27 protein-coding genes and 1 pseudogene are annotated in these 20847 nt (G+C 69.6%); 15 read left to right on the top strand and 13 right to left on the bottom strand.

The annotated features are described in order from the left end of the window. Nucleotides 1-155: 155 nt before the first annotated feature. Nucleotides 156-668, bottom strand: coding sequence for a site-specific integrase (locus tag AB0K18_RS34470; RefSeq protein WP_364922882.1), 513 nt, complete (start codon nucleotides 666-668; stop codon nucleotides 156-158). A gap of 234 nt (nucleotides 669-902) precedes the next feature. On the opposite strand from AB0K18_RS34470, the gene AB0K18_RS34465 reads away from it, so the two are divergent. After that, nucleotides 903-1469 carry a hypothetical protein gene (locus tag AB0K18_RS34465; protein ID WP_364922880.1) on the top strand — a complete coding sequence of 189 codons (567 nt, stop codon included), beginning with the start codon at nucleotides 903-905 and terminating at the stop codon, nucleotides 1467-1469. Between the two features lie 325 nt (nucleotides 1470-1794). On the opposite strand, the gene AB0K18_RS34460 is transcribed toward AB0K18_RS34465, so the two are convergent. Further along, nucleotides 1795-2190 carry a cupin domain-containing protein gene (locus AB0K18_RS34460; protein ID WP_364922877.1) on the bottom strand — a complete coding sequence of 132 codons (396 nt, stop codon included), beginning with the start codon at nucleotides 2188-2190 and terminating at the stop codon, nucleotides 1795-1797. 52 nt (nucleotides 2191-2242) lie between these two features. On the opposite strand from AB0K18_RS34460, the gene AB0K18_RS34455 reads away from it, so the two are divergent. From AB0K18_RS34455 to AB0K18_RS34445, 3 genes are all read left to right on the top strand, one after another. Then, nucleotides 2243-3280, top strand: a complete 1038-nt coding sequence (locus AB0K18_RS34455) for a helix-turn-helix domain-containing protein (RefSeq protein WP_364922875.1) — start codon at nucleotides 2243-2245, stop codon at nucleotides 3278-3280. A 208-nt stretch (nucleotides 3281-3488) separates the two neighbouring features. Next, nucleotides 3489-4034: a DUF6461 domain-containing protein gene (locus AB0K18_RS34450; protein WP_364922872.1), complete on the top strand. Its 546-nt coding sequence runs from the start codon at nucleotides 3489-3491 to the stop codon at nucleotides 4032-4034. Nucleotides 4035-4109: 75 nt separating this feature from the next. Further along, complete coding sequence (locus AB0K18_RS34445) at nucleotides 4110-4397, top strand: hypothetical protein (protein WP_364922870.1); 288 nt, start codon at nucleotides 4110-4112, stop codon at nucleotides 4395-4397. Nucleotides 4398-4736: 339 nt separating this feature from the next. Here the strand turns inward: AB0K18_RS34445 and AB0K18_RS34440 are convergent, their stop codons facing one another. Beyond that, nucleotides 4737-5129 carry a helix-turn-helix domain-containing protein gene (locus AB0K18_RS34440; protein ID WP_364922868.1) on the bottom strand — a complete coding sequence of 131 codons (393 nt, stop codon included), beginning with the start codon at nucleotides 5127-5129 and terminating at the stop codon, nucleotides 4737-4739. A 45-nt stretch (nucleotides 5130-5174) separates the two neighbouring features. On the opposite strand from AB0K18_RS34440, the gene AB0K18_RS34435 reads away from it, so the two are divergent. Next, on the top strand, nucleotides 5175-5564 hold the full coding sequence (locus AB0K18_RS34435; RefSeq protein ID WP_364922865.1) for a DUF4440 domain-containing protein: 390 nt from the start codon (nucleotides 5175-5177) through the stop codon (nucleotides 5562-5564). 1 nt (nucleotide 5565) lies between these two features. On the opposite strand, the gene AB0K18_RS34430 is transcribed toward AB0K18_RS34435, so the two are convergent. Genes AB0K18_RS34430 through AB0K18_RS34415 form a run of 4 tightly spaced genes read right to left on the bottom strand, consistent with a single transcriptional unit; the run spans nucleotide 5566 to nucleotide 8595 of the window. After that, a complete protein-coding gene (locus AB0K18_RS34430; protein WP_364922862.1) occupies nucleotides 5566-6129 on the bottom strand; it encodes a dihydrofolate reductase family protein in 564 nt (187 codons plus the stop codon). Nucleotides 6130-6182: 53 nt separating this feature from the next. Then, nucleotides 6183-6848, bottom strand: coding sequence for a class I SAM-dependent methyltransferase family protein (locus AB0K18_RS34425; protein WP_364922859.1), 666 nt, complete (start codon nucleotides 6846-6848; stop codon nucleotides 6183-6185). Between the two features lie 9 nt (nucleotides 6849-6857). Continuing rightward, on the bottom strand, nucleotides 6858-7238 hold the full coding sequence (locus AB0K18_RS34420; protein ID WP_364922856.1) for a VOC family protein: 381 nt from the start codon (nucleotides 7236-7238) through the stop codon (nucleotides 6858-6860). A 22-nt stretch (nucleotides 7239-7260) separates the two neighbouring features. Continuing rightward, the gene (locus tag AB0K18_RS34415) at nucleotides 7261-8595 is read right to left on the bottom strand and encodes a hypothetical protein (RefSeq protein ID WP_364922853.1); all 1335 of its coding nucleotides are present in this window, start codon (nucleotides 8593-8595) and stop codon (nucleotides 7261-7263) included. An 86-nt stretch (nucleotides 8596-8681) separates the two neighbouring features. On the opposite strand from AB0K18_RS34415, the gene AB0K18_RS34410 reads away from it, so the two are divergent. Continuing rightward, complete coding sequence (locus tag AB0K18_RS34410; RefSeq protein WP_364922851.1) at nucleotides 8682-9764, top strand: HAMP domain-containing sensor histidine kinase; 1083 nt, start codon at nucleotides 8682-8684, stop codon at nucleotides 9762-9764. Then, the gene (locus tag AB0K18_RS34405) at nucleotides 9761-10417 is read left to right on the top strand and encodes a response regulator transcription factor (RefSeq protein ID WP_364922849.1); all 657 of its coding nucleotides are present in this window, start codon (nucleotides 9761-9763) and stop codon (nucleotides 10415-10417) included. The genes AB0K18_RS34410 and AB0K18_RS34405 overlap by 4 nt, the downstream gene beginning before the upstream one ends. A gap of 56 nt (nucleotides 10418-10473) precedes the next feature. Here the strand turns inward: AB0K18_RS34405 and AB0K18_RS34400 are convergent, their stop codons facing one another. Continuing rightward, nucleotides 10474-11601: a S1 family peptidase gene (locus tag AB0K18_RS34400; protein WP_364922846.1), complete on the bottom strand. Its 1128-nt coding sequence runs from the start codon at nucleotides 11599-11601 to the stop codon at nucleotides 10474-10476. Nucleotides 11602-11784: 183 nt separating this feature from the next. On the opposite strand from AB0K18_RS34400, the gene AB0K18_RS34395 reads away from it, so the two are divergent. Further along, on the top strand, nucleotides 11785-12222 hold the full coding sequence (locus tag AB0K18_RS34395; RefSeq protein ID WP_364922844.1) for a hypothetical protein: 438 nt from the start codon (nucleotides 11785-11787) through the stop codon (nucleotides 12220-12222). Here the strand turns inward: AB0K18_RS34395 and AB0K18_RS34390 are convergent. From AB0K18_RS34390 to AB0K18_RS34380, 3 genes are all read right to left on the bottom strand, one after another. Further along, nucleotides 12216-13349: an MFS transporter gene (locus tag AB0K18_RS34390; RefSeq protein WP_364922841.1), complete on the bottom strand. Its 1134-nt coding sequence runs from the start codon at nucleotides 13347-13349 to the stop codon at nucleotides 12216-12218. The two genes, AB0K18_RS34395 and AB0K18_RS34390, sit on opposite strands and share 7 nt — an antisense overlap. 99 nt (nucleotides 13350-13448) lie before the next feature. Further along, a complete protein-coding gene (locus AB0K18_RS34385) occupies nucleotides 13449-13907 on the bottom strand; it encodes a MarR family transcriptional regulator (protein WP_364922839.1) in 459 nt (152 codons plus the stop codon). A 26-nt stretch (nucleotides 13908-13933) separates the two neighbouring features. Further along, nucleotides 13934-14272: a helix-turn-helix domain-containing protein gene (locus AB0K18_RS34380; protein ID WP_364922836.1), complete on the bottom strand. Its 339-nt coding sequence runs from the start codon at nucleotides 14270-14272 to the stop codon at nucleotides 13934-13936. Between the two features lie 81 nt (nucleotides 14273-14353). Here AB0K18_RS34380 and AB0K18_RS34375 point away from each other — a divergent pair, with 81 nt between their 5' ends. Beyond that, nucleotides 14354-14935: an NAD(P)H-dependent oxidoreductase gene (locus AB0K18_RS34375; RefSeq protein WP_364922835.1), complete on the top strand. Its 582-nt coding sequence runs from the start codon at nucleotides 14354-14356 to the stop codon at nucleotides 14933-14935. Between the two features lie 15 nt (nucleotides 14936-14950). Next, nucleotides 14951-15070: pseudogene (locus AB0K18_RS34370) on the top strand (RNA-guided endonuclease TnpB family protein); the annotation flags it as partial. A gap of 52 nt (nucleotides 15071-15122) precedes the next feature. Here AB0K18_RS34370 and AB0K18_RS34365 read toward each other — a convergent pair. Continuing rightward, on the bottom strand, nucleotides 15123-15386 hold the full coding sequence (locus tag AB0K18_RS34365) for a hypothetical protein (protein WP_364922833.1): 264 nt from the start codon (nucleotides 15384-15386) through the stop codon (nucleotides 15123-15125). 45 nt (nucleotides 15387-15431) lie between these two features. Next, entirely contained in the window at nucleotides 15432-15941 is a 510-nt protein-coding gene (locus AB0K18_RS34360) for a VOC family protein (RefSeq protein WP_364922831.1), read from the bottom strand. Between the two features lie 63 nt (nucleotides 15942-16004). Between AB0K18_RS34360 and AB0K18_RS34355 the strand changes: the two genes are divergently transcribed. The 5 genes from AB0K18_RS34355 to AB0K18_RS34335 all read left to right on the top strand — a co-directional run bounded on the left by AB0K18_RS34355 (nucleotide 16005) and on the right by AB0K18_RS34335 (nucleotide 20833). Continuing rightward, nucleotides 16005-16454 (top strand): MarR family transcriptional regulator, encoded by a 450-nt coding sequence (locus AB0K18_RS34355; protein WP_364922829.1) that lies wholly within the window; start codon nucleotides 16005-16007, stop codon nucleotides 16452-16454. A 59-nt stretch (nucleotides 16455-16513) separates the two neighbouring features. Further along, complete coding sequence (locus AB0K18_RS34350; protein WP_138690643.1) at nucleotides 16514-16702, top strand: hypothetical protein; 189 nt, start codon at nucleotides 16514-16516, stop codon at nucleotides 16700-16702. A 144-nt stretch (nucleotides 16703-16846) separates the two neighbouring features. Then, complete coding sequence (gene xylA / locus AB0K18_RS34345) at nucleotides 16847-17992, top strand: xylose isomerase (RefSeq protein WP_364922826.1); 1146 nt, start codon at nucleotides 16847-16849, stop codon at nucleotides 17990-17992. Then, the gene (locus tag AB0K18_RS34340; protein ID WP_364922823.1) at nucleotides 17989-19404 is read left to right on the top strand and encodes an FGGY family carbohydrate kinase; all 1416 of its coding nucleotides are present in this window, start codon (nucleotides 17989-17991) and stop codon (nucleotides 19402-19404) included. The genes xylA and AB0K18_RS34340 overlap by 4 nt, the downstream gene beginning before the upstream one ends. 745 nt (nucleotides 19405-20149) lie before the next feature. Beyond that, nucleotides 20150-20833: a DUF998 domain-containing protein gene (locus AB0K18_RS34335; protein WP_364922821.1), complete on the top strand. Its 684-nt coding sequence runs from the start codon at nucleotides 20150-20152 to the stop codon at nucleotides 20831-20833. Nucleotides 20834-20847: the final 14 nt, after the last annotated feature.

The following is a 20847-nucleotide window of genomic DNA, read 5'->3' as shown; positions in this document are numbered from 1 at the left end:
GCCACGACTACCTCCCAGCTTTTCGAGGCAGCCAGCCTGACGGGTTCACCAGCCGAGATCAATTACCCGGTCAACGTTCCGAGACGGCCCACTAGTTGCAACTGCTCACGGAGAACCCCAGAGAGCGGAGGCGAGGCGCTCCCCCGCGTCGCGCATCAGGGGTGTGGATACGTGGGTGTCCGCTCGGTGGTCGTGACCCGCGTGTGGCCGAGAACTTGCTGCACGACCCGGATGTTCACGCCCTGCTCGATGAGGAGCGTGGCAGCGGTGTGCCGGGCGTCGTGCACCCGTACGTCACGGACGCCGGCCTGCTTGAGGACGGCCTTCCAGCGCTTCCAGTCCTCGGTCCGCTCGATCGATTTGCCGTGCTTGGTGGCGAACACCAGGTCATGGTCCTCCCAGCGGTCCCCCGCCTTCTCACGCTCGGCATCCTGGATCTCGCGGTGCGCCTTGAGCTGGGCGAGGAGTTCGGGCGGGCATTGGAGAGTGAGTTTGCTCTTGCCCTTGCGCTGGCGGAAGACCAGGCCGCCGCCCGTCCGCTTGGGGCACTTCTCCGCGTGGCCCGCGCAGTCCTTGAGGCAGGGCCGCTTGTAGCAGACGTGGCCCGGTTTGGCGCAGCCCGGCTTGCACGTCGCCCGGGCCCGGAAGGGTCGCAGTTTGGGCTGCAATTCACTGGCGTCCCAGAGCGACCGGCTTGGACCCTCGAGGCGTGTTGGACCAGGCTGAACAGGATGGGACAATCAAGCTCGTAGCTGCTAATGCGGCTTAGCTGTGCAGTGCACCGCACAAATACCGCCCTCACGATCGCCCGTCTGTGGCTGTGCACCGTACGTGGCTGGGGGCGATCGACGGGACAAGGTTCGTTCCTCACCCAGTCCCACCGGGCAGGATCGGCTGAGCGCGTGGACTTAGTCGAGCTCAAGCCATCGTTCTCCCTGCTCAAGAAGATGGGCGACCGGTTCAACACGCCCCTGCGACACAATGATCTCGTGCAGCGATTCGACGCCGCAGGAGCCGGCCTGGTCCCTGGTCAACGGGTCCGGGTCCGAGTGACCCAGCAGCACCGGTGGGGTGTCATGGTGGAGATCCTCGGTCACGAGGGCATCGGTGCATCGATCGATGGCGCGGCGATCGACAGTTCCTCCGGCGTCGGCCGAGCGTGGCTTGGCGAGTATCCGGCTGTCGGGACGGAGATGGACGCCGTGGTGCAAGAGATCCGTCGATGGAGTCCGCCGGCGTGGGCGCGTCTGACGATTCGATCTCAAGACCTTCACAGCTTTCAGTGGCTGTGCGACTTCTGCGGTACGTCCACCGTCCTCAGCCCGGAAGGGGACGGCGTGGTCATGGATGTCAGGAGCGCAGACGGCCCTGGCAGCCACACCATCGTCACGCATCGAGAATGTCTGAAAAGCCGTCTGCATGAGTCGAGCAGCGAGCACGCGCGGGTCGACTCGGTGGGTCGGCGATGAGCGATGGCTGCATTGATGGCCGCCACTTCGCGCTTGGCGATCAGGCGGCAGTGGGGCTGGTCTAGTTGCAGTTCTAGTTGCAATCCCGTCTCGTACATAACCGTCCCATGGAGACCAGCGCGGCCAGGTGGTCCAGGTGGAACCGATAGGGACACACAAGATCCGAGCTGCTGATGCGGTTTGGGTTTACCGCCCATCCGGGGTTCAAATCCCCGATCCTCCGCAGGTGAGAGGCCCTCTTCCCGAGTACGGGGAGAGGGCCTTTTAATGTTCAGGTACGTCCTAAACTGGCTCGGTATCCCTGGGGCGCTGGACAGGTACGTGCTCAGGAGTCGAGTGCGTGTCCTGTCGTTGCGTCGATGTGGTCGGGGATCTCGGCGTGGCGGTCGCCGACCGACGGTGTCCCAGTGGGCTCGAACAAGAGGATCGCGGCTCCGGTGGGCGCGGACGGCTTGTGCTCCGTGCCACGCGGGACGGTGAAGACCGCGCCCGTGGGGAGCCGGACCGTGCGCTCCCCACCGGGCTCACGCAAGGAGATGCGCAGCTCCCCGTCGAGAACCAGGAAGAACTCGTCAGTGTCGTCATGGACGTGCCAGATGTGCTCGCCCTCGACCTTGGCGATGCGGACGTCGTAGTCGTTGACGCGCGTGACGATGCGCGGGCTCCACAGGGCGTCGAAGGAGGCGAGGGCCTCGCTGAGGGCTATGGGTTCGATGCTCACGCATCAATGCTGGTCCAGCGAGCGCGCTCTGCGTGAGTGCTAGGAATAGCACATGACGCAAGGATCCTCGCATGTTGCCCATGCCGCGGGCCTGCACCGGGTCGTCGTGATCGTGGACGAGAACTCCAACCCGTTCGAGCTGGGCTGCGCGACCGAGGTCTTCGGCCTGCGCAGGCCCGAGCTCGGACGCGATCTCTACGACTTCCGCCTGTGCTCCCCTGAGCCGCGCACGCTGATGAGGGACGGGTTCTTCACGCTCACGGGCGTCGCCGACCTGGAGGCGGCCGAATCGGCAGATACGTTGATCGTCCCGAACCGCCCCGACGTCGAGGTGCCCCGCAGGACCGCCGTGCTCGATGCCATCCGGCGGGCGCATGCGCGCGGCGCCCGCCTGGTCGGCTTCTGCAGCGGTGCTTTCACCCTGGCCGAGGCAGGCGTCCTCGACGGGCGCCAGGCCACCGCGCACTGGCAGTGGGCAGATTCCTTCCGGGCCCGCTTCCCTTCCGTCCGGCTCGAAACAGACGTGTTGTTCGTGGACGACGGCGACATCCTGACAGCCGCGGGCAGCGCAGCCGCGCTCGACCTCGGACTGCACATCGTCCGCCGCGACCATGGCGCGGAAGTCGCCAACTCCGTGAGCCGACGGCTCGTCTTCGCCGCCCACCGCGACGGCGGGCAACGGCAGTTCGTGGAGCGGCCCGTGCCCAAGGTGCCGGACGAGTCCTTGGCGCCCATCCTCGCCTGGGCCCAGGAGCATCTCGACACCCCGCTCACGGTGTCCGACCTCGCAGCGCGCGCCTCGGTCAGTCCGGCCACCCTGCACCGCCGCTTCCACGTGCAGATGGGCACCACACCGCTGGCGTGGTTGACAGGGGAGCGACTCGCCCTGGCCTGCCGGCTGATCGAGCGGGGCGAGTCGCGCTTCGAGATGGTCGCGCGGCAGAGCGGGCTGGGCACCGCCGCCAATCTGCGTGCGCTGATGCGTCGCAAGATCGGGCTCACTCCGTTGGAGTACCGGCATCGATTCGGCCCGGGGATCGACCGTGCCAAGATCAGCCGGGAACAGCCGCGCCCGCCAAAAGGGGGATGAGGACTGATGAGGTTTTCGGTGCCTACTCGTACGACGGGGTGCGGTGGGTGGAGTGCGAGCCTGGTCAGGCGAAGGATGTTCCCTGCTCGGTTCTTGGGAGCGCTGGGTCTGCCGGTCCCCGACGCCTTCGCTTGGTGAAGGGCGGAATTGTCGGGGTGGGCTGCGACGATCACGTCCATCGTTCGTGGTCGGGAGAGGTGCGATGGTCATGGGTAAGGCGGCTGCGGCCACTTATGCGTGGCTCTACCAGGAGTTCACGGACGACGTGGGCGAAACGTGGCTCTGTGCCTGTTTCGTGCAGAACGTGTCTCCTGATGAGGCTCTACGCCGGATCGGCGTGGTGCCGGGTAGTCCTCTGGAGGGAGAGGGGTTCGGTGTTGCGGCGTATCGGGCCGAGGGTGGGACGGTTCTGATCGAGTACGGGTGGGGCGCCGTCGTCTACCACCGGGCCGGGGCTCTCTCCAAGGGCTCGGTGGCAGCTGCGGTCAACGTGACGATCAAGGGGGCCGACTTCACCTTCCACAGGGACGGCAACCTGATCACGACCTTCAGCCTGTACGGCGGTGGCGAGTCTGATTGCCTTGAGGGGGACGTCACGGATCTCGGGCTGCATGTCGGCGGCGACGCAACAGACGATCCCACCTCCGCGGCGCTGGCCCTTGCGGAGCGTGCCACCGGTGTTCACTTCTCGCCTGCGGCCTACGCGCGCACAGCGTTGGTCGGCTCGACGGAGGATCTCTTGCCGTACCAGTAGGGCCTCGGCGAGGTCGGTGGGGAGTACGCATTCGTCGCGAAAACCGGGTGATTCTGCCTGTGAGGGCGTGCAAGCATGCGGGCCATGGTGGCGTTACCAACGCGCGCGGAGGTCGAAGCCCACTTCGAAGAGCTGCTCCGAGGTGACATGACTCGGGAGGAAGTGGATCGGTGGGCGGCGCAGTTCGTGGCCGCCGACATGGTCGAGGGGCACGATGAGCCGGTGTGGGAGGCGTTGATGCATCTCTGCGGCGTCGACTTGCGTTCCGGCCCAGATGAGGACTACTTCCACGACGACGAGCAGATTGCCGAGTGGCTCGATGAGTTCCGCAGGCGGGCCCGGGTTGAACGCCGCCGCGATTGAACGCTGTGCCTGACCCCGCGAATCTTCTCTTGAGGGCCGCACGGCTGTGTTCCGCCGACGTACGGACTGAGTTCGGCACTGATGTGGTCGGCTACTTGGAGCACGGTGAGTGGGAGATGGCGCTTGTCTGCCCACGGGAGAGTTCGCCATCGCCGGTCTTTGGGTGGAGGGGTGCGATGGGCTGGAGCAGGGAGGATGCGCGCGGGTGCGGCTGGTTCCGCTGACGCCGGAGCATTGGGGACATCTCGTGGCGGTGGATGTGATCAGGATGCATGAGACGAGGGCGCCTGCTGGGAGCGCGCGCATCGTCCATGTCGTGCCGCCTGTGCCGATGGCTTCCTAGCCGTCCTCGGGGTGCCTCGTCGGAGCGGCTGAGCCCCAGTCCCAGAGGGCTTGCAGGACGGGGCCGAGGCTGTGGCCGTGGGGGGTGAGGGTGTAGTGGACTCGGGGTGGCCAGCCGGGCTTGCGGTGGCGGGTGAGGATGCCGGTGTTCGTCAGGTGTGCCAAGCGGTCGGAGAGCACCTTGTCCGACAAATCCGGGAGGGCTTCACGGAGTTCTGAGAAGGTGTGGTCGCCTCTCAGGAACTCGCGGATCACCAGGGTCGTCCATCGGCCGTGCAGGGCCGCGAGGGTGACCTCCACGGGGCAGGACGCGGTGGGGGCCGTGACGTGGGCCCGCGGGTCGTCGGGCAGGCCCGGCCGGGCCGGGTGACTGACTGTTTGGTGAGTCACGAGGGCGCCTCCTAGCGTTGCCGCGTCTACGGAAAGGACATGGTGATGCTCGCCGAACGTCCCGAGGACGTACCCCTCGTTTTCGCCGAGCTGTTCAACAGCGGAGATCCCGAGAAGGTGGCTCAAATCTACGAGAGCGGCGCGGTGTTCGTGCCGGAGCCGGGGGTGCCCTTGACCGGGCAGGAGGCGTACGGCGCCAACGCGCGGTTCCAGCGGCTCGGGGTGCCGATCACGGTCCGGCCGCGGCACGTCTACGCCACGGGCGACGTCGCGTTGCTGGTCGTCGACTGGGTCATCGACGGCACCGACCGTGACGGTCGCCCTGTGCACATCGAGGGGACCGCCACGGACGTCGCCAGGAGAGGGCCCGACGGGGGGTGGCGTTACGTCGTCGACAACCCCTTCGGAGCAGCCCGTGAATCAGTGGCCTCCTGAGTCAGCGGGGCCGCCGGTACCGCAGGTAGACGATGCCGCTGCTGGACGGGGTGCTGGAGATCAGCTGCAGCTCGTACGACTTCGGGACGCCGTCGAAGAGGCGGGTGCCCTCGCCCGAAACGTACGGGAACATGCTCACGTGCAGCTCGTCGAGCAGGTCCCGCTGCATGAGGGAGTGCCAGAGGCGGACGCCGCCCCAGACGATGATGTAGCCGTCGCCGCCCTGCCGCAGCTTGTCGATCTCCTCTGTGGTGTCGCCGGCGGCGATGGTCGTGTCGGCCCACTCGGCCGTCTGCATCGTCCGGGAGAAGACGACCTTGCGGCCGCTGGTCAGGAGCTCGGAGAAGGGGTGGCCGGGGGAGGACATCATGGCCTCGGACGTGCCCTCGTACGTGGTGCGCCCCATGACGTGGGCGTGGGCGCCGCGCAGGAACTCGAGGTGGGCCTCGTCGTCGGGCCGGCTGTTCTCCGGCAGGCCGAAGCAGAACTTCCAGAAGTCGGTGTCCTCGTCGGCGAGCAGGCCGTCGAGGGAGTAGTTGAAGACCGTCGCTATCAGTTTCCGCATGATCGGGGCTCCCGGGGGTCGTGGCTGTCGAGCGACCTTGGTGTCGCTCGTGCTTAGGACGGCTCTTTCGCCGGAAAGTCATCGGGGAGTTCGTCGTAGCCGATGAAGGTGAACATGCGTCGGCCTGGCAGCAGGGGGCGAGGGCCGGCTTTGAAGCGGTGGACGCCGACGCCGAAGCCGGCCTCCGGGGGTGACAGCCACTCGCGTTCGAAGCCGCGTTCCTCGAACCAGCGGCAGATCAGCGGCACCCGGTCGGGTGCCTGGCGGTGGCGGGTCCAGATGACCACGCCGTCGGTGGTGCACAGCTGGGGGCAGGTGTCGATGGTGCGTTCTATGTCCTCGTCCGTGATGTTGCCGAACACGCCGCAGACGAGGACGATCTCGGCGGGCGTCAGGTCCTGGTAGTGGTCGGTGAGTGCGGCGTCGCCCGTCAGCACCTCGACCTGGTCGAGTCCGTACGATGCGATCGCTTGCGAGGCGATCGCGGTGTTGTGCGGGTCCAGTTCGACCAGGCGGGCTCGGACGTCGTCGCGGCGCGGGTGCTCGGCGAGCACCTCCAGCACGTCGCGGCCCTGGCCCGAGCAGAGGCTGATGAGCCGCAGCGGGCCGGGCGGGGAGGTGTCGAGGGCGAGGCGGATGCGTTCTTGGACGACGTGTAAGCGCTGCGCCAGGTAGGAGCCGGGGACGTCGTACTGGTCGTGCCAGGTCAGCCAATCCATGATCGAAGCCTACGAGGACGCCTGGCGGTGTTCCTCGCTCAGTTCGATGATCTGCACGTAGTTGCCGTCCGGGTCGATGGCGGTGGCGAAGAGACTGCCGTCGCGGTCCTCCAGGTCGGCGAGCCACTGGGTGCCGGCCTGCTCCATGCGGGCGGCGACCGCGCGGGCGTCGGGGACGTCGAAGTTCAGGATGACCCTGCCTGGCTCGGGGTTCTTGTCGGCGATGTCCTGACGAGTGTCGATAAACAGGTAAAAATCGCCGAATTTCAGCACCCGGTAACCGTTGGCCTCGGTGTTGTCCGACGGGTCGAGGGCGGTGGCGTACCAGGTGCGGAGACGTTCCGGGTCGGTGCTGGACAGGAGGAGACTGCCGAGTACGGGTCGTTGCATGCCGGGAGGTCCTTTCTCTCGTTCATGCAGACCTGTCGGGAGGCGAGAACTCATCGCGCCTCAGCATGACGATCAGTGCGTACGCACCCAGCACCGCCATTCCGGCCCAGCCCGGCAGCGGGTGGTAACCCGTCGAGGGCGCGTAATGGGCCGTCACCTGCGGATACTCGACCAGCGTCTGCTTGACGGCGAACCCGGCGGCCGGCGTGACCCGCAACAACCAGTCGGCGACCACGTCAGGAAGCAGCGGAAACGCCGTCAGCACAGCGGGAAGCGGGATCAGGCACACCGCGGCGAGCACGCCTGCACGACGGAAGCGCCCCAGCCTGCACGCGATGACGGTGCACAACGCGAGCGCCAGCGCACAGCCGACGATCACCCGAGCAGCGGTAAGGGGAGAAACCGGCGACTGAGCCAGGATGACGGTGCCGACCGCCAGCAGACCGGTGACGAACGTGGCGGCCCCGACGGCGCTCACCCTGGCAGTGGCGGAGCGGGCGCCCATCACGGTCAGGACGAGGAGCGCGACGGGCAGCCCCACCAGGGAGCTCTCGATGGCACGGGCGCCCTCCTCGGGAAACGGGCCGATGTCCCCGGTACCGCTGATCTTGATGGTGCCGTCCTTCGACACGGCCCCGGACGCGTTGTGGTGCTTCTCCCAGTCGGTCTCGTTCATGGAACCGACGGATTCGCTGCCCCAGCCGCCGGCGGAGCCTTCGACGGTAACGTGGTCGAAGACGCCGACGGCCTGCGTGAAGCGGACCTCCTCGACCGCCCCGCCAAGACCGGTCTCGCGCAGGGTGAGATCGCCGGGCGAGGCGGCGAACAGCCCCACCCGTACGGTCTCCGGCAGCCCTTTGAGGGTGGCCGAGGCGGCACGGTCCCAGCGGGCGCCGTCGGCGGAGGTGTAGCCGGTGATCACGTCGCCGGACCGGGTCAGGCGCAGCCACCGCGCGGTGCCGGGGACGGCGACGTCGTGCAGGTAGTCGTGCTGGAAGCGGATGCCGTGCCGCCCGGTCATCATGAGCGCGGCGTACGAGGAGCCCTGGCGCAGCCCGTCCTTGACGATGATCCCGGTCTTGGCCCACGGCACCAGCCCGGACACGATCCGGTCGTGGCGCGGCGGCGGGTAGGTGATCGTCCCGGTCATCGCGGCCAGCCGGACGGTGATGGCGCCCTCGCGGCCCAGCTCCCGGTGGAAGAACCAGAAGCGGTCGCTGACGGCGGTGCCGTCCGCGGCGACGATCGGGTCGGGGCAGAAGCCGGAGCAGGACGGGGACGACAGGCCGGGCACGATGATCGCGGCGGCCGCGAGGGCCAGGGCGATCAGGCGTCCAGGACGGAGGAGAGGGATCATGGGGTCGGTTCTACGAAGCGGCGCGTAACGCGAGCAGAACCGGTGCTGTCACGCTGCTGTTAGGTTCCGCAGGGCATGCTGGCAGGATGATCGGGCCGCGCAGTGGGACCGTCGGCGCACGGTTCACGATGATGTACGCCACCGTGTTCCTCCTGTCCGGCGCCGCGCTGCTGGCCCTGTCCTTCTTCCTGTCCGGCGGCGTGGAAGTCACCGTCCCGGCGGAAGGCGTGCCCGGGCAGAGCGCGGACCAGCGCATCAGGGAGCTGGAGGAGCGGCTGGCGGCGGCGTACGACGAGCAGGCGCGGCGGCTGCTGATCGGCTCGGTGCTGGCCATGGCGGTGATGGCGGTCGTCTCGGTGCTGGTGGGCCGGATGCTGGCCAAACGGGTGCTGCGCCCGTTGCGGGACATCACGGCCACCACCCGCCGCATCTCCTCCGACACCCTGGACCGGCGGCTGGCCGTCACGGGGCCGGCGGACGAGGTCAAGGACCTGGCCGACACCATCGACGGCCTGCTCGAACGGCTGGAGGCGGCGTTCACCGCGCAGCGGCGCTTCGTCGCCAACGCCTCCCACGAGCTGCGCACACCGCTCGCGACCATGCGGGCCTCGCTCGACGTCGCGGTGGCCAAGCCCGACCCCGATCCCTCGACGGTGGCGCTCGCCGCCCGCCTCAGAAGGCAGCTCGACCGCGTCGATCACCTGGTGAACGGCTTTCTGGCGCTGGCCAGGGTCCAGCACGGGGCGCTGGCGAAGGCCGAAGGCATCGACCTCGCGGACCTCGTACAGGCCGCGCTCGCGGAAAGGGACGTGAAGGACCTGACGGTGACGACCGACGTGCGGACAAAAGCGACGGGCGACCCCGAGCTGCTCGCCAGGCTGGTGGACAACCTGGTGGACAACGCGGTACGCCACAACGAGGACGGCGGCTTCATCGAGATCACCGGCATCGGGCGAACGCTGGTCGTCGAGACCGGCGGCCCCGTCCTCGACCAGCGGGAGGTGGACAGATTGGCGCGCCCCTTCGAACGCCTCGGACGAGCCCGCACCGGCTCGTCGGGCCTGGGCCTGTCGATCGTGGCCGCCGTCGCCGAGGCCCACGGAGGCCGGCTCGACCTGCTCGCCCGCCCCTCGGGCGGCCTGCGCGCGACGGTGACGCTGCCGGCATGAGGGTCCTGGTGGTCGAGGACGACGACGCGCTCGCCGAGGTCGTCGCGGAAGGGCTGCGCGACCAGGGGATGGCGGTGGACGTCGCGTACGACGGGCTCGCCGCGGCCGCCAAGCTGGACGTCAACGCCTACCACGTCGTGCTCCTCGATCGGGACCTGCCAGGACTGCACGGCGACGTCCTGTGCCAGATGGTCACCGAGCGGGCGGAACGGCCGATGGTGCTGATGCTGACCGCGGCCGGCGAGCCCGACGAGCGGGTCAGCGGCCTCGCGCTGGGCGCCGACGACTACCTCGCCAAGCCCTTCCACTTCCCCGAGCTGATCCTGCGCATCCAGGCGCTGGCCCGCCGCCGCCCGGACGCGCGCCCCCGCACGCTGCGGGTGGCGGGCATCGCGCTCGACCCGGTACGCAGGACCGTCGTGCGGGACGGGCGGCGGCTGGAGCCGTCGGTGAAGGAGTTCGCCGTGCTGGAGGCGCTGCTGCGGGCCAGCCCCGGTTTCCTGAGCGCCGAGCTGCTGCTCGAACAGGTCTGGGACGAGAACGCCGACAGCTTCACCAACACCGTGATCGTCACCGTGGGCCGGCTGCGCCGCAAGCTCGGCGACCCGCCGATCATCGAGACCGTCCGCGGGGTCGGCTACCGCATCGTCTGAACGCCGAAGCGGCGCGCCCGGGGAGGGGCGCGCCGCGCGGGTCCTGCAAGGAGGGGTCAGCCGGTGCGGAGCGTGAGCCCGTACACGCTCAGCGCCTCGTTGACCGGCTGGTGGTACGTCGTGCCGCCGATGCTGCAGTTGCCCGACCCGCCGGAGGTCATGCCCTGCGCCTGGTTGCCCGAGATGAACGAGCCGCCGGAGTCACCGGGCTGGGCGCACGCGCTGGTCCTGGTCAGGCCGCTGACGGTGCCCTGCGAGTAGCGGACGCTGGCGTTGTGCTGCTGGATGGTGCCGCAGCGCCAGCCGGTGGTGGAGCCGGAGCGGCAGATGGACGAGCCCACGGCCGCCTGCGTGGAGCCGCGCACGGTCACGTTGGCGCCGCCGGAGCCGCGCACGTACGGGGTGACGGTGTTGTTCGGCGCGGCGACCCAGGCGTAGTCGTTGCCCGGGAACGACGAGCCCTGGAAGGTGCCGGTGGGCTGCGTCGTACGAGAGCCGGCCCGGCCGCAGTGACCCGCGGTGACGAAGCCCGGTGTGCTGCCGCGGGTGACGGCGAAGCCGACGCTGCAGCGGCTGGAGCCGATGTAGTAGGCGGCGCCGCCGATGATGTTGATGAACGGCTTGGGCTGCTCGGCCGTCGCGGCGACGGTGACGGCGCTCCGGTCGACGCCCGCGGCGTCGGCGAGTGCCTCGGCGGCCTCGACGGTCGGCGCCTGGACGGAGACGGTGTTGGTCTTGACGTCGACGTACCAGAGTGCCGCGCCGGCCTTGGCCTTCTCCGGGGCCTGGTCGAGCTGCCGCATGATGCCGTCGAGCTGCGCGAGCGAGCGCTTGACCACGACCGGCTGCGCGCCCTGCGCCTCGATGGCGGGGGCGGCGGCGGGGTCGGTGGTGGCGACGTTCAGCTTGCTCGCGTCGTCGTTCAGCCAGGCGCCGCCGAACGTGCCGCCCAGGTCGCTGGACAGGTTCTTCTCGGTGACGGCGGCTCGCTCCTCGTTCTTGAGGCGGGTGACGACCTGTGCTTCCGACAGGCCGAGGTCGCGCTCCAGAGCGTCGATCATCTCGGGGGGTGCGGAGGGGGAGGCGGATTGAGGTGCCGGGTCAGCTAATGCTGGGCTGATGGGGGTGGCCAGGCAGACGGCGAGGATGATGCCGCCCGTCAGCGCGCAGCGCTTACTCAACATGTGCACTCCTCGGGTGGGGGTGCTGTCAAGTTAACGGCTGCGGCGGCCGGTGCTCAGATACCAAACGGACACTATTTCGGTGTTATGACGCCTTTTCGGTCATAGGTGGCAAGGGCGAAATTTCTGCCTTTAAGGTGCAGGACCTGCTGGCTGGATAGGGTGCCGTGGCTGGAGGTGTTCTCTGTGCGTAATGGTGTTCGTCACGTGCTCGGCGCCGGCGCGGGACTGCCGGCCACGCCGCTGATCGCGGCGGGCTTTCTCTATTCCGCGAGTCAAGATCGTAACTGGCTCGCCACGGGCGCGCTCGTCGCCGCCATGGTGCTGGTGGGCGTGCTCTGCGGGTCGCGGATCTCGCCGCTCGCGTCGCTGGTGCCCGGCCTGGCGTTCGCCGGTACGGCGATCTTCGCCCGTACGCCGTGGGCCGGGCAGGTGCGGGCCGACTACGCGCAGGCGTACCTCGACCTCATCGACCCCTGGTCGCTGCCCGCGGGGGCGGTGCTGCTGGCCGCGTCGATCTTCCCCGCGCGCTGGCGCGGCGCGGAGCGGCCGGAACCGGTCCTCGTCGAGGAGCCGGCTCCGGCGCCGCCGCCGCTGCCCAAGCGCATCCCGTCACGCTACTGACGGGCGCGGGCGGTGAGCAGGGCGATCAGCACGTACGGCAGGGCCAGCAGCGCGAACGTCGTCCCGTTGAGCGCGTACGGCGACAGCGCACCGTACACGCCATAGAGCCCGAGCGTGACCACGCTCGTGCCGAGCCCGGCCACCGAGGTCACCGTGGCCCGCGCGGGCCCGGTGATGCGCTGCTGCAGGCGCACGTCGGCGAGCACCCCGGCGAGCTGGAACGCCCCGAACGCCAGCGCGATCAGCACGAACCCGGCCACGTGCCGGCTGAGCGCCCCCGCCGCCAGGGCGATCGCGCCGAGGCCGAGCAGCAGCCCGTACGCCCGGGGCGGCAGCCGCTCGGCGGGCCCGGCCAGCAGGCCGCCGCCGGTGATGCCCAGCGTGACGAGCAGCACCAGCAGCGGCACCGCCGCCTCGGGCACCCCTGTTTCGAGCGCGAGGTACGGAATGTACTCCTCCAGGCCACCCCAGAGCGCCGCCACGAAGGCGACCAGCAGCACCGCGTGCGTGACCCGCCGGTCGGCCCTGGTCTGGGCGATGCCCTTACGCAGCACGGCGAGGTAGGACGGCGCGACCCGGCGTACGCGGTGCTCGGGCAGCGTCAGGGCCGTGGCCGAGCACAGGAGGCAGGTCAGCACGCTGGCCACCGCCACGGCGGGATGCCCACCCGCCGCGAACACGGGGACGGCCACCGCCATGGCGGCGGCGGTGGCGACCATGCTCGCCGCGGTGGCCCGGCCGATGACGGTGGCGTAGCGGCCGGCCTGGCCACGCCGTTCGAGCTCCTCGTACGCGAGGGCCTCGTAGGAGCCGGAGATCAGCGTCTCGCCCGCGCCCCAGAGCACGAAGCCCACCGCGAACGCCCAATAGGACGGGAACGCCACCCACAGGGCGAAGCCGGCCCCGGTCAGCAGCGGGCCGAGGACGAGCAGCAAGCGGCGCGAGACGGTGTCGGCCCAGGCGCCGGACGGGACCTCCAGCACCAGGCCCGTCAGGGACCAGATGGCGAACAGGCTGGAGACCTGGGCCACGGAGAGACCGGTATCGGTGAACAGCAGCGCGTATACCGGGTAGAGCAGGATGAATTCGCTGAGGAACGCGTACGCGTACAACGATGCGACGAGCATGAGACCTTCCACGGGATCGAACGGACACTCCGAGCGCTCGTCGGCTCGGAGGACCGCGCGCCCCGCGCGGGTCTCGGGTTATGGATCAATGTCGCCAGGTCATGTGAACGATTCTAGGTCACCGATCCGCTCGCGGAAGGGCCTGCGTTCGAGGGCGCTCACCGTGGCCGCCATGACTTCGGCGAGCGGGGCCGGCAGCTCGGCGTCGAGCTCGGCCATGGCGCGCGTGGTCGCCGCCCACTCGGCCTCGATCAGCGGCAGCGCGGCGCGGGCCTTGCCGGTGAGGTGGACGATGCGGTGGCGGGCGTCGGCGCCCTTCTCCAGCGTGACGAACCCGGCCCGCCGCATCTGGACCACGGTCTGGCTGGCCGCCGAGTGGCTGACGCCGATCGCCTTCGACAGCGCGCCGATGGTCATCGGGCCGTCGGCGACCAGCGCGCGGACGACGGGGGAGAAGCGCGGGCGGTAGTCGGGCAGGCCGTGGTCGGCGTAGATCTCCGCGATGGCGCCGTCCATCAGCTCGTGCGCGTGCCGCATCAGGGTGCCCAGTCCGATCACGGTCGGCAAGGTAACAGGATCTCGCCTCAGGCGGACGCGGCCTCGTCCTCCGGCAGCGGGATCCACTTGTGCGCCCAGGTGATCAGCTCGTCCACGACCGGGCGCAGCTCCTTGCCCATTTCGGTCAGGTGGTATTCGACGCGTACGGGGGAGGTGGGCAGCACCCGGCGCTCGATCAGCCCGGCGGACTCCAGCTCGCGCAGCCGCCTGGCCAGCATCGTGTCGTTGATGCCGGGGATGGCCGCCTTGAGGTCGGCGTACCTGTGGGCGCCCTTGAAGACCATGTGGATCACCGCGCCCGACCAGCGGGCGCCGATCAACTCCAGGGCGATGTGAAAGCGCGTGCACACCGACGAGGAACTCATGGGCCCAGTGTACCTTTGCTAAGGAATATTTAGTTGCTCAATAATGTTGAGCAGTCATCCTCCGTCTCACCAGGAGTCATCATGGCAGTCAAGCCCGTCCTGCAGGTCATCGTCGGCAGCACCCGCCCAGGTCGGGCCGGCCGTCCCGTGGCCGACTGGTTTCGCGACAAGGCGGCCGGCTCTGGCCTGTTCGACGTGGAGCTGGTCGATCTGGCGGAGGTCGGGCTGCCGTTCATGGACGAGCCTCACCACCCCCGCCTGCGCCAATACGTCAACGCCCACACCAAGGAATGGAGCGCCACCGTGGAGCGGGCCGACGCGTACGTCTTCGTGACCCCCGAGTACAACCACAGCTTCCCCGCCACGATCAAGAACGCCCTCGACTACCTCCACCACGAGTGGCAGCACAAGCCGGCCGGCTTCGTCAGCTACGGCGGCGTCTCCGGCGGCACCCGCGCCGTCACCGGCCTGCGCCACGTCGTCAGCACCATGAAGATGGTGCCGGTGCTGGAGGGCGTGATCATCCCGTTCGTGCCGCAGCACCTCACCGAGGACGGCACGCTGCGGCCCAGCGCCGAGATGGAGGCCGGAGCCGACGCCATGCTGGCCGAGCTGGCCAAGCTCAGCGGCCCGCTGCGGGCGATGCGGCAGGCCCACGCCTGAGCTGCCGATGATGCCCGCAACGCCCGCTTCCAGGTCACGGCGGGCGGGAAGCTGCGCCTGCCGAAGATCGGCGACGTAAGGGTGCGCTGGTCACGCCGCCTGCCGTCCGAGCCGTCCAGTGTGACGGTGGTCAAGCAGTCTGTGTGGTGGTCCGATATCGCAAGGCGCCGCCGCACCGGCTGAGGGGTCAGTCGTCGCGGTGGTCGGGGCCCGAGAGGCGGTCGGCCTGTTCCTCCAGGGACGTCAGCACGCGGTCGAAGGCGTCGCCGAGCGGCTGCAGCGCGTGGCCGAAGGCGTTGACGAGCGGCCCGAAGATCTCGCTCACCTCGGTCATGAGGTCGGGGCTCTTGCTCTCGGGCGGCGCCCAGCGCATCGCGTCGGCGCTCAGCGTCTCCCACTCCTCGACGACGCCGTCGATGGCGTCGACCACATGGTCAGGATCGCTTGGCATGGCCGGTTCTCCGTGGGACCAGAGGGCTTATACCTCCACGGTACGTCAGGCGGGGATCGACACGCCCACGCCGCCCCTGGTCTGGGCGCCGTACCGCTGCTTGTCGGCGGCCAGGTCGAGGGGGCGGACCCGGGTGCGCCCGGCCAGCGTCTCCTCGGTGAGCAGCGCGGCGGGCACCAGCCACGACACCTCGAACTCGAGACCGTCGGGGTCGCGCGCGTAGAGCGCCTTGGTGGTGCTGTGGTCGGACGCGCCGACCAGCGCGCCCAGCTCGGCGAGCGTGGCCTTGACGCGTTCGAGCTCCTCCAGCGTGTCGACCTCCCAGGCCAGGTGGTAGAGGCCGACGGAGGTGCGTCCGGCGGGTGAGGGGGCGGCGTCCGCGCCGATCTGGAACAGGCCCAGGTCGTGGTCGTTGGACGAGCCGGGCGCCTGGAGGAACGCGGCGCCGCGCATGCTCATGACGACGTCGAAACCGAGGGCCTCGCGGTAGAAGGCGACGCTCTCCTCCACGTCGCGCACGTAGAGGACGGCGTGGTTGAGCCGCTGGACCGGCATGGTTCGCCCCTTTCGACGGAGTCCCGATCATCAAGTATATGAGAGTTCAACTAAATTGGGAGCGTGACCCGATGGCTGGATGAGGACGAGCAACGCGCCTGGCGCAACTTCATGGCCGCGACCCAGCTCGTCAACGAGGCGCTCGACCGGCAGCTCCAGCGCGACGCGGGCATGCCGCACGCCTACTACGTGATCCTCGTGGCGCTCTCCGAGACGCCTGGGCGGGCGATGCGCATGAGCGAGCTGGCGGCCAGGGCCCAGAGCTCGCAGAGCCGCCTGTCGCATGCCGTACGGCGGCTGGAGGAGCGCGGGTGGGTGCGCCGCGAGCCGTGCCCGTCCGACCGCCGCAGCAGCTTCGCCGTGCTCACCGACGAGGGGTACGCCGTGCTGGCCGCCGCCGCCCCTGGCCACGTCGAGGAGGTGCGTCGCAGCCTGTTCGACGCGCTGACGCCCGAGCAGGTGCGCCGGCTGGACGAGATTTGCGCCACGGTCAGGAACACGCTGGAGTCTTAGGGCGCGAAGTGTCGGACGGAGGCCGTAGCGTTGCCGGGTACCCGACCGAGGAGAGGCCGATGCACGACACCGAAGAGGCGCTGTTCAGGGCGGTTCATGGGATCGCCGGCCGGTTCGCCGGCCAGCCTGTCCCCGTGGTGATGGACGCTTTGCTGCGCCACCTGCCCAAGGCTCCCGGCCTCGAGGTGACGGAGATCCGCAAGATCGCCGAGGAGATCAGCGTGGGGCGCGATCCCTCCGGTCTCTGAGGGTCTCTGAGGGGGTCTCTGAGGGGGCTCTGAGAAGGCTCTGAGGGTCTCAGGGGCGGCGGGGCGTCCGGTGGCGGGCCCCGAGATCGTGCGATTGTGCCCGGCATGGTTGTGCACAACTGATCACCAGGGGAGCATCGAACCATGTACGAGCCAACCCCTGACGATCGATTCACGTTCGGTCTGTGGACGGTCGGCTGGCAGGCGCGCGATCCGTTCGGGGACGCCGTACGGGCGCCCCTCGATCCCGTCGAGAGCGTGCATCGCCTGGCCGAGCTGGGGGCCTACGGCGTCACCTTCCACGACGACGACCTGCTCGCCGTCGATCCCGATCGCGAACGGGCGATCGCGGCCTTCCGGAAAGCGCTTGCCGAAACCGGCATGAAAGTGCCCATGGCCACCACCAACCTGTTCACCCACCCCGTCTTCCGCGACGGCGCCTTCACCAGCAACGACCGCGACGTACGGCGTTACGCCCTGCGCAAGGTCACCAGGAACATCGACCTGGCCGCCTCGCTCGGCGCCACCACGTACGTGTGCTGGGGCGGGCGCGAAGGCGCCGAGTCCGACGCCGCGAAAGACGTGCGCGCGGCGCTCGGGCGCTACAAGGAGGCCCTCGACCTGCTGTGCGGCTACGTCCGCGAGCGCGGCTACGACCTGCGCTTCGCGATCGAGCCCAAGCCCAACGAGCCCAGGGGCGACATCCTGCTCCCGACCATCGGGCACGCGCTGGGGTTCATCTCCCAGCTGGAGCACCCGGAGATGGTGGGGCTCAACCCGGAAGTGGGCCACGAGCAGATGGCCGGCCTCAACTTCGTCCACGGCGTCGCCCAGGCGCTGTGGCAGGGCAAGCTGTTCCACATCGACCTCAACGGGCAGCACGGGCCCCGCTTCGACCAGGACCTGATCTTCGGGCACGGCGACGTGATGAGCGCGTTCTTCCTGGTCGACCTGCTCGAACACGGCGGCTACGACGGCCCGCGGCACTTCGACTACAAGCCGCTGCGTACGGAGGACCACGCCGACGTCTGGGCCTCGGCCGCCGCTAATATGCGGACATACCTCATACTTCGGGAGAAAGCACAAAACTTCAGGGCTGATCCGGAGGTGCGGGAGGCGATGCGCGCATCGCGTGTCGACGAGCTCGGCCTGCCCACGCTCAACCGCGGCGAGACGCTGGCCGATCTCGCGGACGACGACTTCGATCCGGAGGCGGCCGCCGCCCGCGGATACCATTTCACGCATCTCAACCAGCTTGCGCTGGAGCACTTGTTAGGAGTTCGTGGGTGACGCTGGTCGCAGGGGTCGATTCCTCCACGCAGAGTTGCAAGGTCGTCATTCGAGACGCGGAGACCGGTGAGCTGGTGCGGCAGGGCCGCGCACCCCACCCCACCGGCACGGAAGTACACCCGTCCCACTGGTGGACGGCGCTGTTGCAGGCCATCGAGGAGGCCGGCGGGCTGGACGGCGTGGCCGCCATCAGCGTGGGCGGTCAGCAGCACGGCATGGTCTGCCTCGACGAGTCCGGCGAGGTCGTACGCGAGGCCCTGCTGTGGAACGACACCCGCTCCGCGCAGGCCGCCACCGACCTGATCAACGAGCAGGGCGGCCCGCAGGCGTGGGCCGACGCCGTCGGGTCCGTGCCGGTGGCCTCGTTCACCGTCACCAAGCTGCGCTGGCTCGCCGAGAACGAGCCCGCCAACGTGGCCCGCACCGCCGCCGTGTGCCTGCCGCACGACTGGCTCACCTGGCGGCTGCTCGGAGCGCTCGAAAGCGGGCCGTTCTCCGTCGCGGCCTGGGCCGACGCGCCCACCCCTCCGCTCGACCGGCTCGTCACCGACCGGGGTGACGCCTCCGGCACCGGCTACTGGTCGCCCGCGTCCGGCTCTTACCGTACGGACCTGCTCAAGACGGCGCTCGGCACCGTGCCGCTGCTGCCGCGCGTGCTCGGGCCCGTCGAGCCCGCCAACGACGGGCCGATCCTGGTCGGGCCCGGCACCGGCGACAACATGGCGGCGGCGCTCGGCGTCGGCGCGCGGTCCGGTGACGTCGTCGTCTCGCTCGGCACCTCGGGCACCGTGTTCGCGGTCGCCGAGACGCCCAGCGCCGACCCCGCGGGGCTCGTCGCCGGGTTCGCCGACGCCACCGGGCGGTTCCTGCCGCTCGTCTGCACGCTCAACGCCGCCCGCGTCATGGACGCCGCCGCCCGCATCGCCGGCGTCGGGCTCGACGAGCTCAGCGCGCTCGCCCTCCAGGCGCCTCCCGGGGCCGACGGGCTGACGCTGGTGCCGTACCTGGAGGGTGAGCGCACGCCCAACCGGCCCACCGCCACCGGGTCGGTCCACGGGCTCACGCTCGCCACCTCCACCCCCGCCCACCTCGCGCGGGCCGCCATCGAGGGCATGCTGTGCGGGCTCGCCGACGCGCTCGACGCGCTGTCGATGCAGGCCGAACGGGTGCTGCTCATCGGCGGCGCGGCCCGCTCAGAAGCCGTCCGCCGCATCGCCCCCACCGTCTTCGGGCTCCCGATCAGCGTCCCGCCGCCCACCGAGTACGTCGCCGACGGGGCCGCGTACCAGGCGGCGACGCTGGTCACCACGTCGCCGGACTGGCGGTCGGGGGACGCGGAGACGTACACGGGGGACCCGCTCCCCTCCCTCCGCGCCCGCTACCACCGCGCCACCACCCACATCCTCGATTAGGGGACTCGCCCCCAGCGCCCCCGGCATCGGCCCTTCCCCACCGCCGGGGGTGCTGTCCTCTTTCGGGGAGAGAGACCCTTCTCCGGCGTCGCCTCTCCCGCCGCCGGAGGTGCTGTCCTTCGGGGAGGAGCGGAGAGGTTCTTCTTCGGCATCGTGTTGCCCGCCGCCCGGAGTGCTGTCCTTTAGGAGGACGGGCTCGGCTGCGGCCCAAGGCCCCCGCCCCCAGTACCCCTCACAAGAACAGCACCCCGGGCGGCGGGCAGGGTCGCCGAAGACGAGCCCTCTGCCCTTCCCCTCAAGGGACAGCACTCTCAACGATGGGCAAGAGGGCCAAGAACGAACCTCCTGCCCTTTCCCTCTAAGGACGGCACTCGGGCGGCGGGCAAGGGTGGCGGGGACGGGGCCCCTGCCCTTCCCTCAAAGGACGGCGCCCCCAACGGCGGGGAAGGGTGGTGGAGACGGGGCCCCTGCTCTTCCCCTCCGAAGGACAGCACCACTAACGGCGGGAAGTTTTGGATGGGTGGGGTTGGGTCCCCTAGGGGGATTGTGGGATGGAGTGACCTGGTTGCCTTACCGGGCGAGGTCGGGTGTTCCTGCCCTCTGAAAGTGTCTTCGCAGGGTGGAGGGTCGGGGTCCTACGGGGGTCGGCCGAAGGTGGCAGGGGCGGGGTCTCGGGGTCGGGTCAGGGGTGGGTCGGGGGTGTAGCCGGATGTGGGTCCGTACCCCTTCGCGGGAGAGTTCTGGCATGACCGCAGCAGTGAAGAGGCTGGCGCCCTGGATCGCGTGTGCATCGATCCTGTTCTCGGTGGTGGCCGTGGTGGTGGGGCAGCTCGTCCCCGATCCGCAGCTCGACCCCTTGAACGTCACCATCAGCGAGTACGCCGTGTCCGACCGCGGGGGCGTCACGGAGATCGCGATGGCGGTGCTGGGCATCGGGTCGCTGGCGCTGCTGCTGGGCCTGCGGGCGTCGGGGGCGCCCGTGCGGGGGTGGCCCGAGCGGTTGCTGATGGTGTGGTCGGGAGCCCTGATGGTGGCCGCGGTCATCCCGACCACACCCATCGGCCAGGACCTCGACCTGGCGGCGCAGATCCACCGCTACGTGTCCGTGGCGGCCTTCGTGAGCCTCCCGGCGGCGGGCGCGCTGCTGGTGCCCAGGCTGGCCCAGGACACTGCCTGGAAGCCCGTGGCGCGGGCCGTGGAGTGGGTGTCGCTGGCCGGGGGATTCGGGCTGCTGGCGATCACGTACGTGGCGCTGCCCGGCGAGCGGGTGATGATCGGTCTGGTGGAGCGGCTGCTGCTGGGCGCGGAGGTGGCGTTGCTCGCGGTGCTGGCGGGCTGGCTGGTGCGGCTGGCGTGGCAGCGCGGCCTCAGCGACGGCAAGGCCATAAATTTCCCGACATATCACAGATTTATCGCTAGTCGATCTTAAAACCATCTGTTTCG

The organism is Nonomuraea sp. NPDC049421, from assembly GCF_040677005.1.
Classification (GTDB): Bacteria; Actinomycetota; Actinomycetes; order Streptosporangiales; family Streptosporangiaceae; genus Nonomuraea; species Nonomuraea salmonea.
Note: the sequence above shows the minus strand (reverse complement) of the source record. Positions and strands in the feature narration are given on the sequence as shown.

What these genes read in the sequence shown, in the direction of transcription:
- AB0K18_RS34450 (WP_364922872.1), top strand. Translation starts at nt 3,489, where the DNA reads ATGGGTAAGGCGGCTGCGGCCACTTATGCGTGGCTCTACCAGGAGTTC.
- AB0K18_RS34415 (WP_364922853.1), bottom strand. Translation starts at nt 8,595, where the DNA reads ATGATCCCTCTCCTCCGTCCTGGACGCCTGATCGCCCTGGCCCTCGCG.
- xylA (WP_364922826.1), top strand. Translation starts at nt 16,847, where the DNA reads ATGTACGAGCCAACCCCTGACGATCGATTCACGTTCGGTCTGTGGACG.
- AB0K18_RS34430 (WP_364922862.1), bottom strand. Translation starts at nt 6,129, where the DNA reads ATGCGGAAACTGATAGCGACGGTCTTCAACTACTCCCTCGACGGCCTG.
- AB0K18_RS34390 (WP_364922841.1), bottom strand. Translation starts at nt 13,349, where the DNA reads ATGCTCGTCGCATCGTTGTACGCGTACGCGTTCCTCAGCGAATTCATC.
- AB0K18_RS34420 (WP_364922856.1), bottom strand. Translation starts at nt 7,238, where the DNA reads ATGCAACGACCCGTACTCGGCAGTCTCCTCCTGTCCAGCACCGACCCG.
- AB0K18_RS34445 (WP_364922870.1), top strand. Translation starts at nt 4,110, where the DNA reads ATGCGGGCCATGGTGGCGTTACCAACGCGCGCGGAGGTCGAAGCCCAC.
- AB0K18_RS34375 (WP_364922835.1), top strand. Translation starts at nt 14,354, where the DNA reads ATGGCAGTCAAGCCCGTCCTGCAGGTCATCGTCGGCAGCACCCGCCCA.
- AB0K18_RS34405 (WP_364922849.1), top strand. Translation starts at nt 9,761, where the DNA reads ATGAGGGTCCTGGTGGTCGAGGACGACGACGCGCTCGCCGAGGTCGTC.
- AB0K18_RS34365 (WP_364922833.1), bottom strand. Translation starts at nt 15,386, where the DNA reads ATGCCAAGCGATCCTGACCATGTGGTCGACGCCATCGACGGCGTCGTC.
- AB0K18_RS34400 (WP_364922846.1), bottom strand. Translation starts at nt 11,601, where the DNA reads ATGTTGAGTAAGCGCTGCGCGCTGACGGGCGGCATCATCCTCGCCGTC.
- AB0K18_RS34360 (WP_364922831.1), bottom strand. Translation starts at nt 15,941, where the DNA reads ATGCCGGTCCAGCGGCTCAACCACGCCGTCCTCTACGTGCGCGACGTG.
- AB0K18_RS34425 (WP_364922859.1), bottom strand. Translation starts at nt 6,848, where the DNA reads ATGGATTGGCTGACCTGGCACGACCAGTACGACGTCCCCGGCTCCTAC.
- AB0K18_RS34410 (WP_364922851.1), top strand. Translation starts at nt 8,682, where the DNA reads ATGATCGGGCCGCGCAGTGGGACCGTCGGCGCACGGTTCACGATGATG.
- AB0K18_RS34380 (WP_364922836.1), bottom strand. Translation starts at nt 14,272, where the DNA reads ATGAGTTCCTCGTCGGTGTGCACGCGCTTTCACATCGCCCTGGAGTTG.
- AB0K18_RS34335 (WP_364922821.1), top strand. Translation starts at nt 20,150, where the DNA reads ATGACCGCAGCAGTGAAGAGGCTGGCGCCCTGGATCGCGTGTGCATCG.
- AB0K18_RS34435 (WP_364922865.1), top strand. Translation starts at nt 5,175, where the DNA reads ATGCTCGCCGAACGTCCCGAGGACGTACCCCTCGTTTTCGCCGAGCTG.
- AB0K18_RS34455 (WP_364922875.1), top strand. Translation starts at nt 2,243, where the DNA reads ATGACGCAAGGATCCTCGCATGTTGCCCATGCCGCGGGCCTGCACCGG.
- AB0K18_RS34350 (WP_138690643.1), top strand. Translation starts at nt 16,514, where the DNA reads ATGCACGACACCGAAGAGGCGCTGTTCAGGGCGGTTCATGGGATCGCC.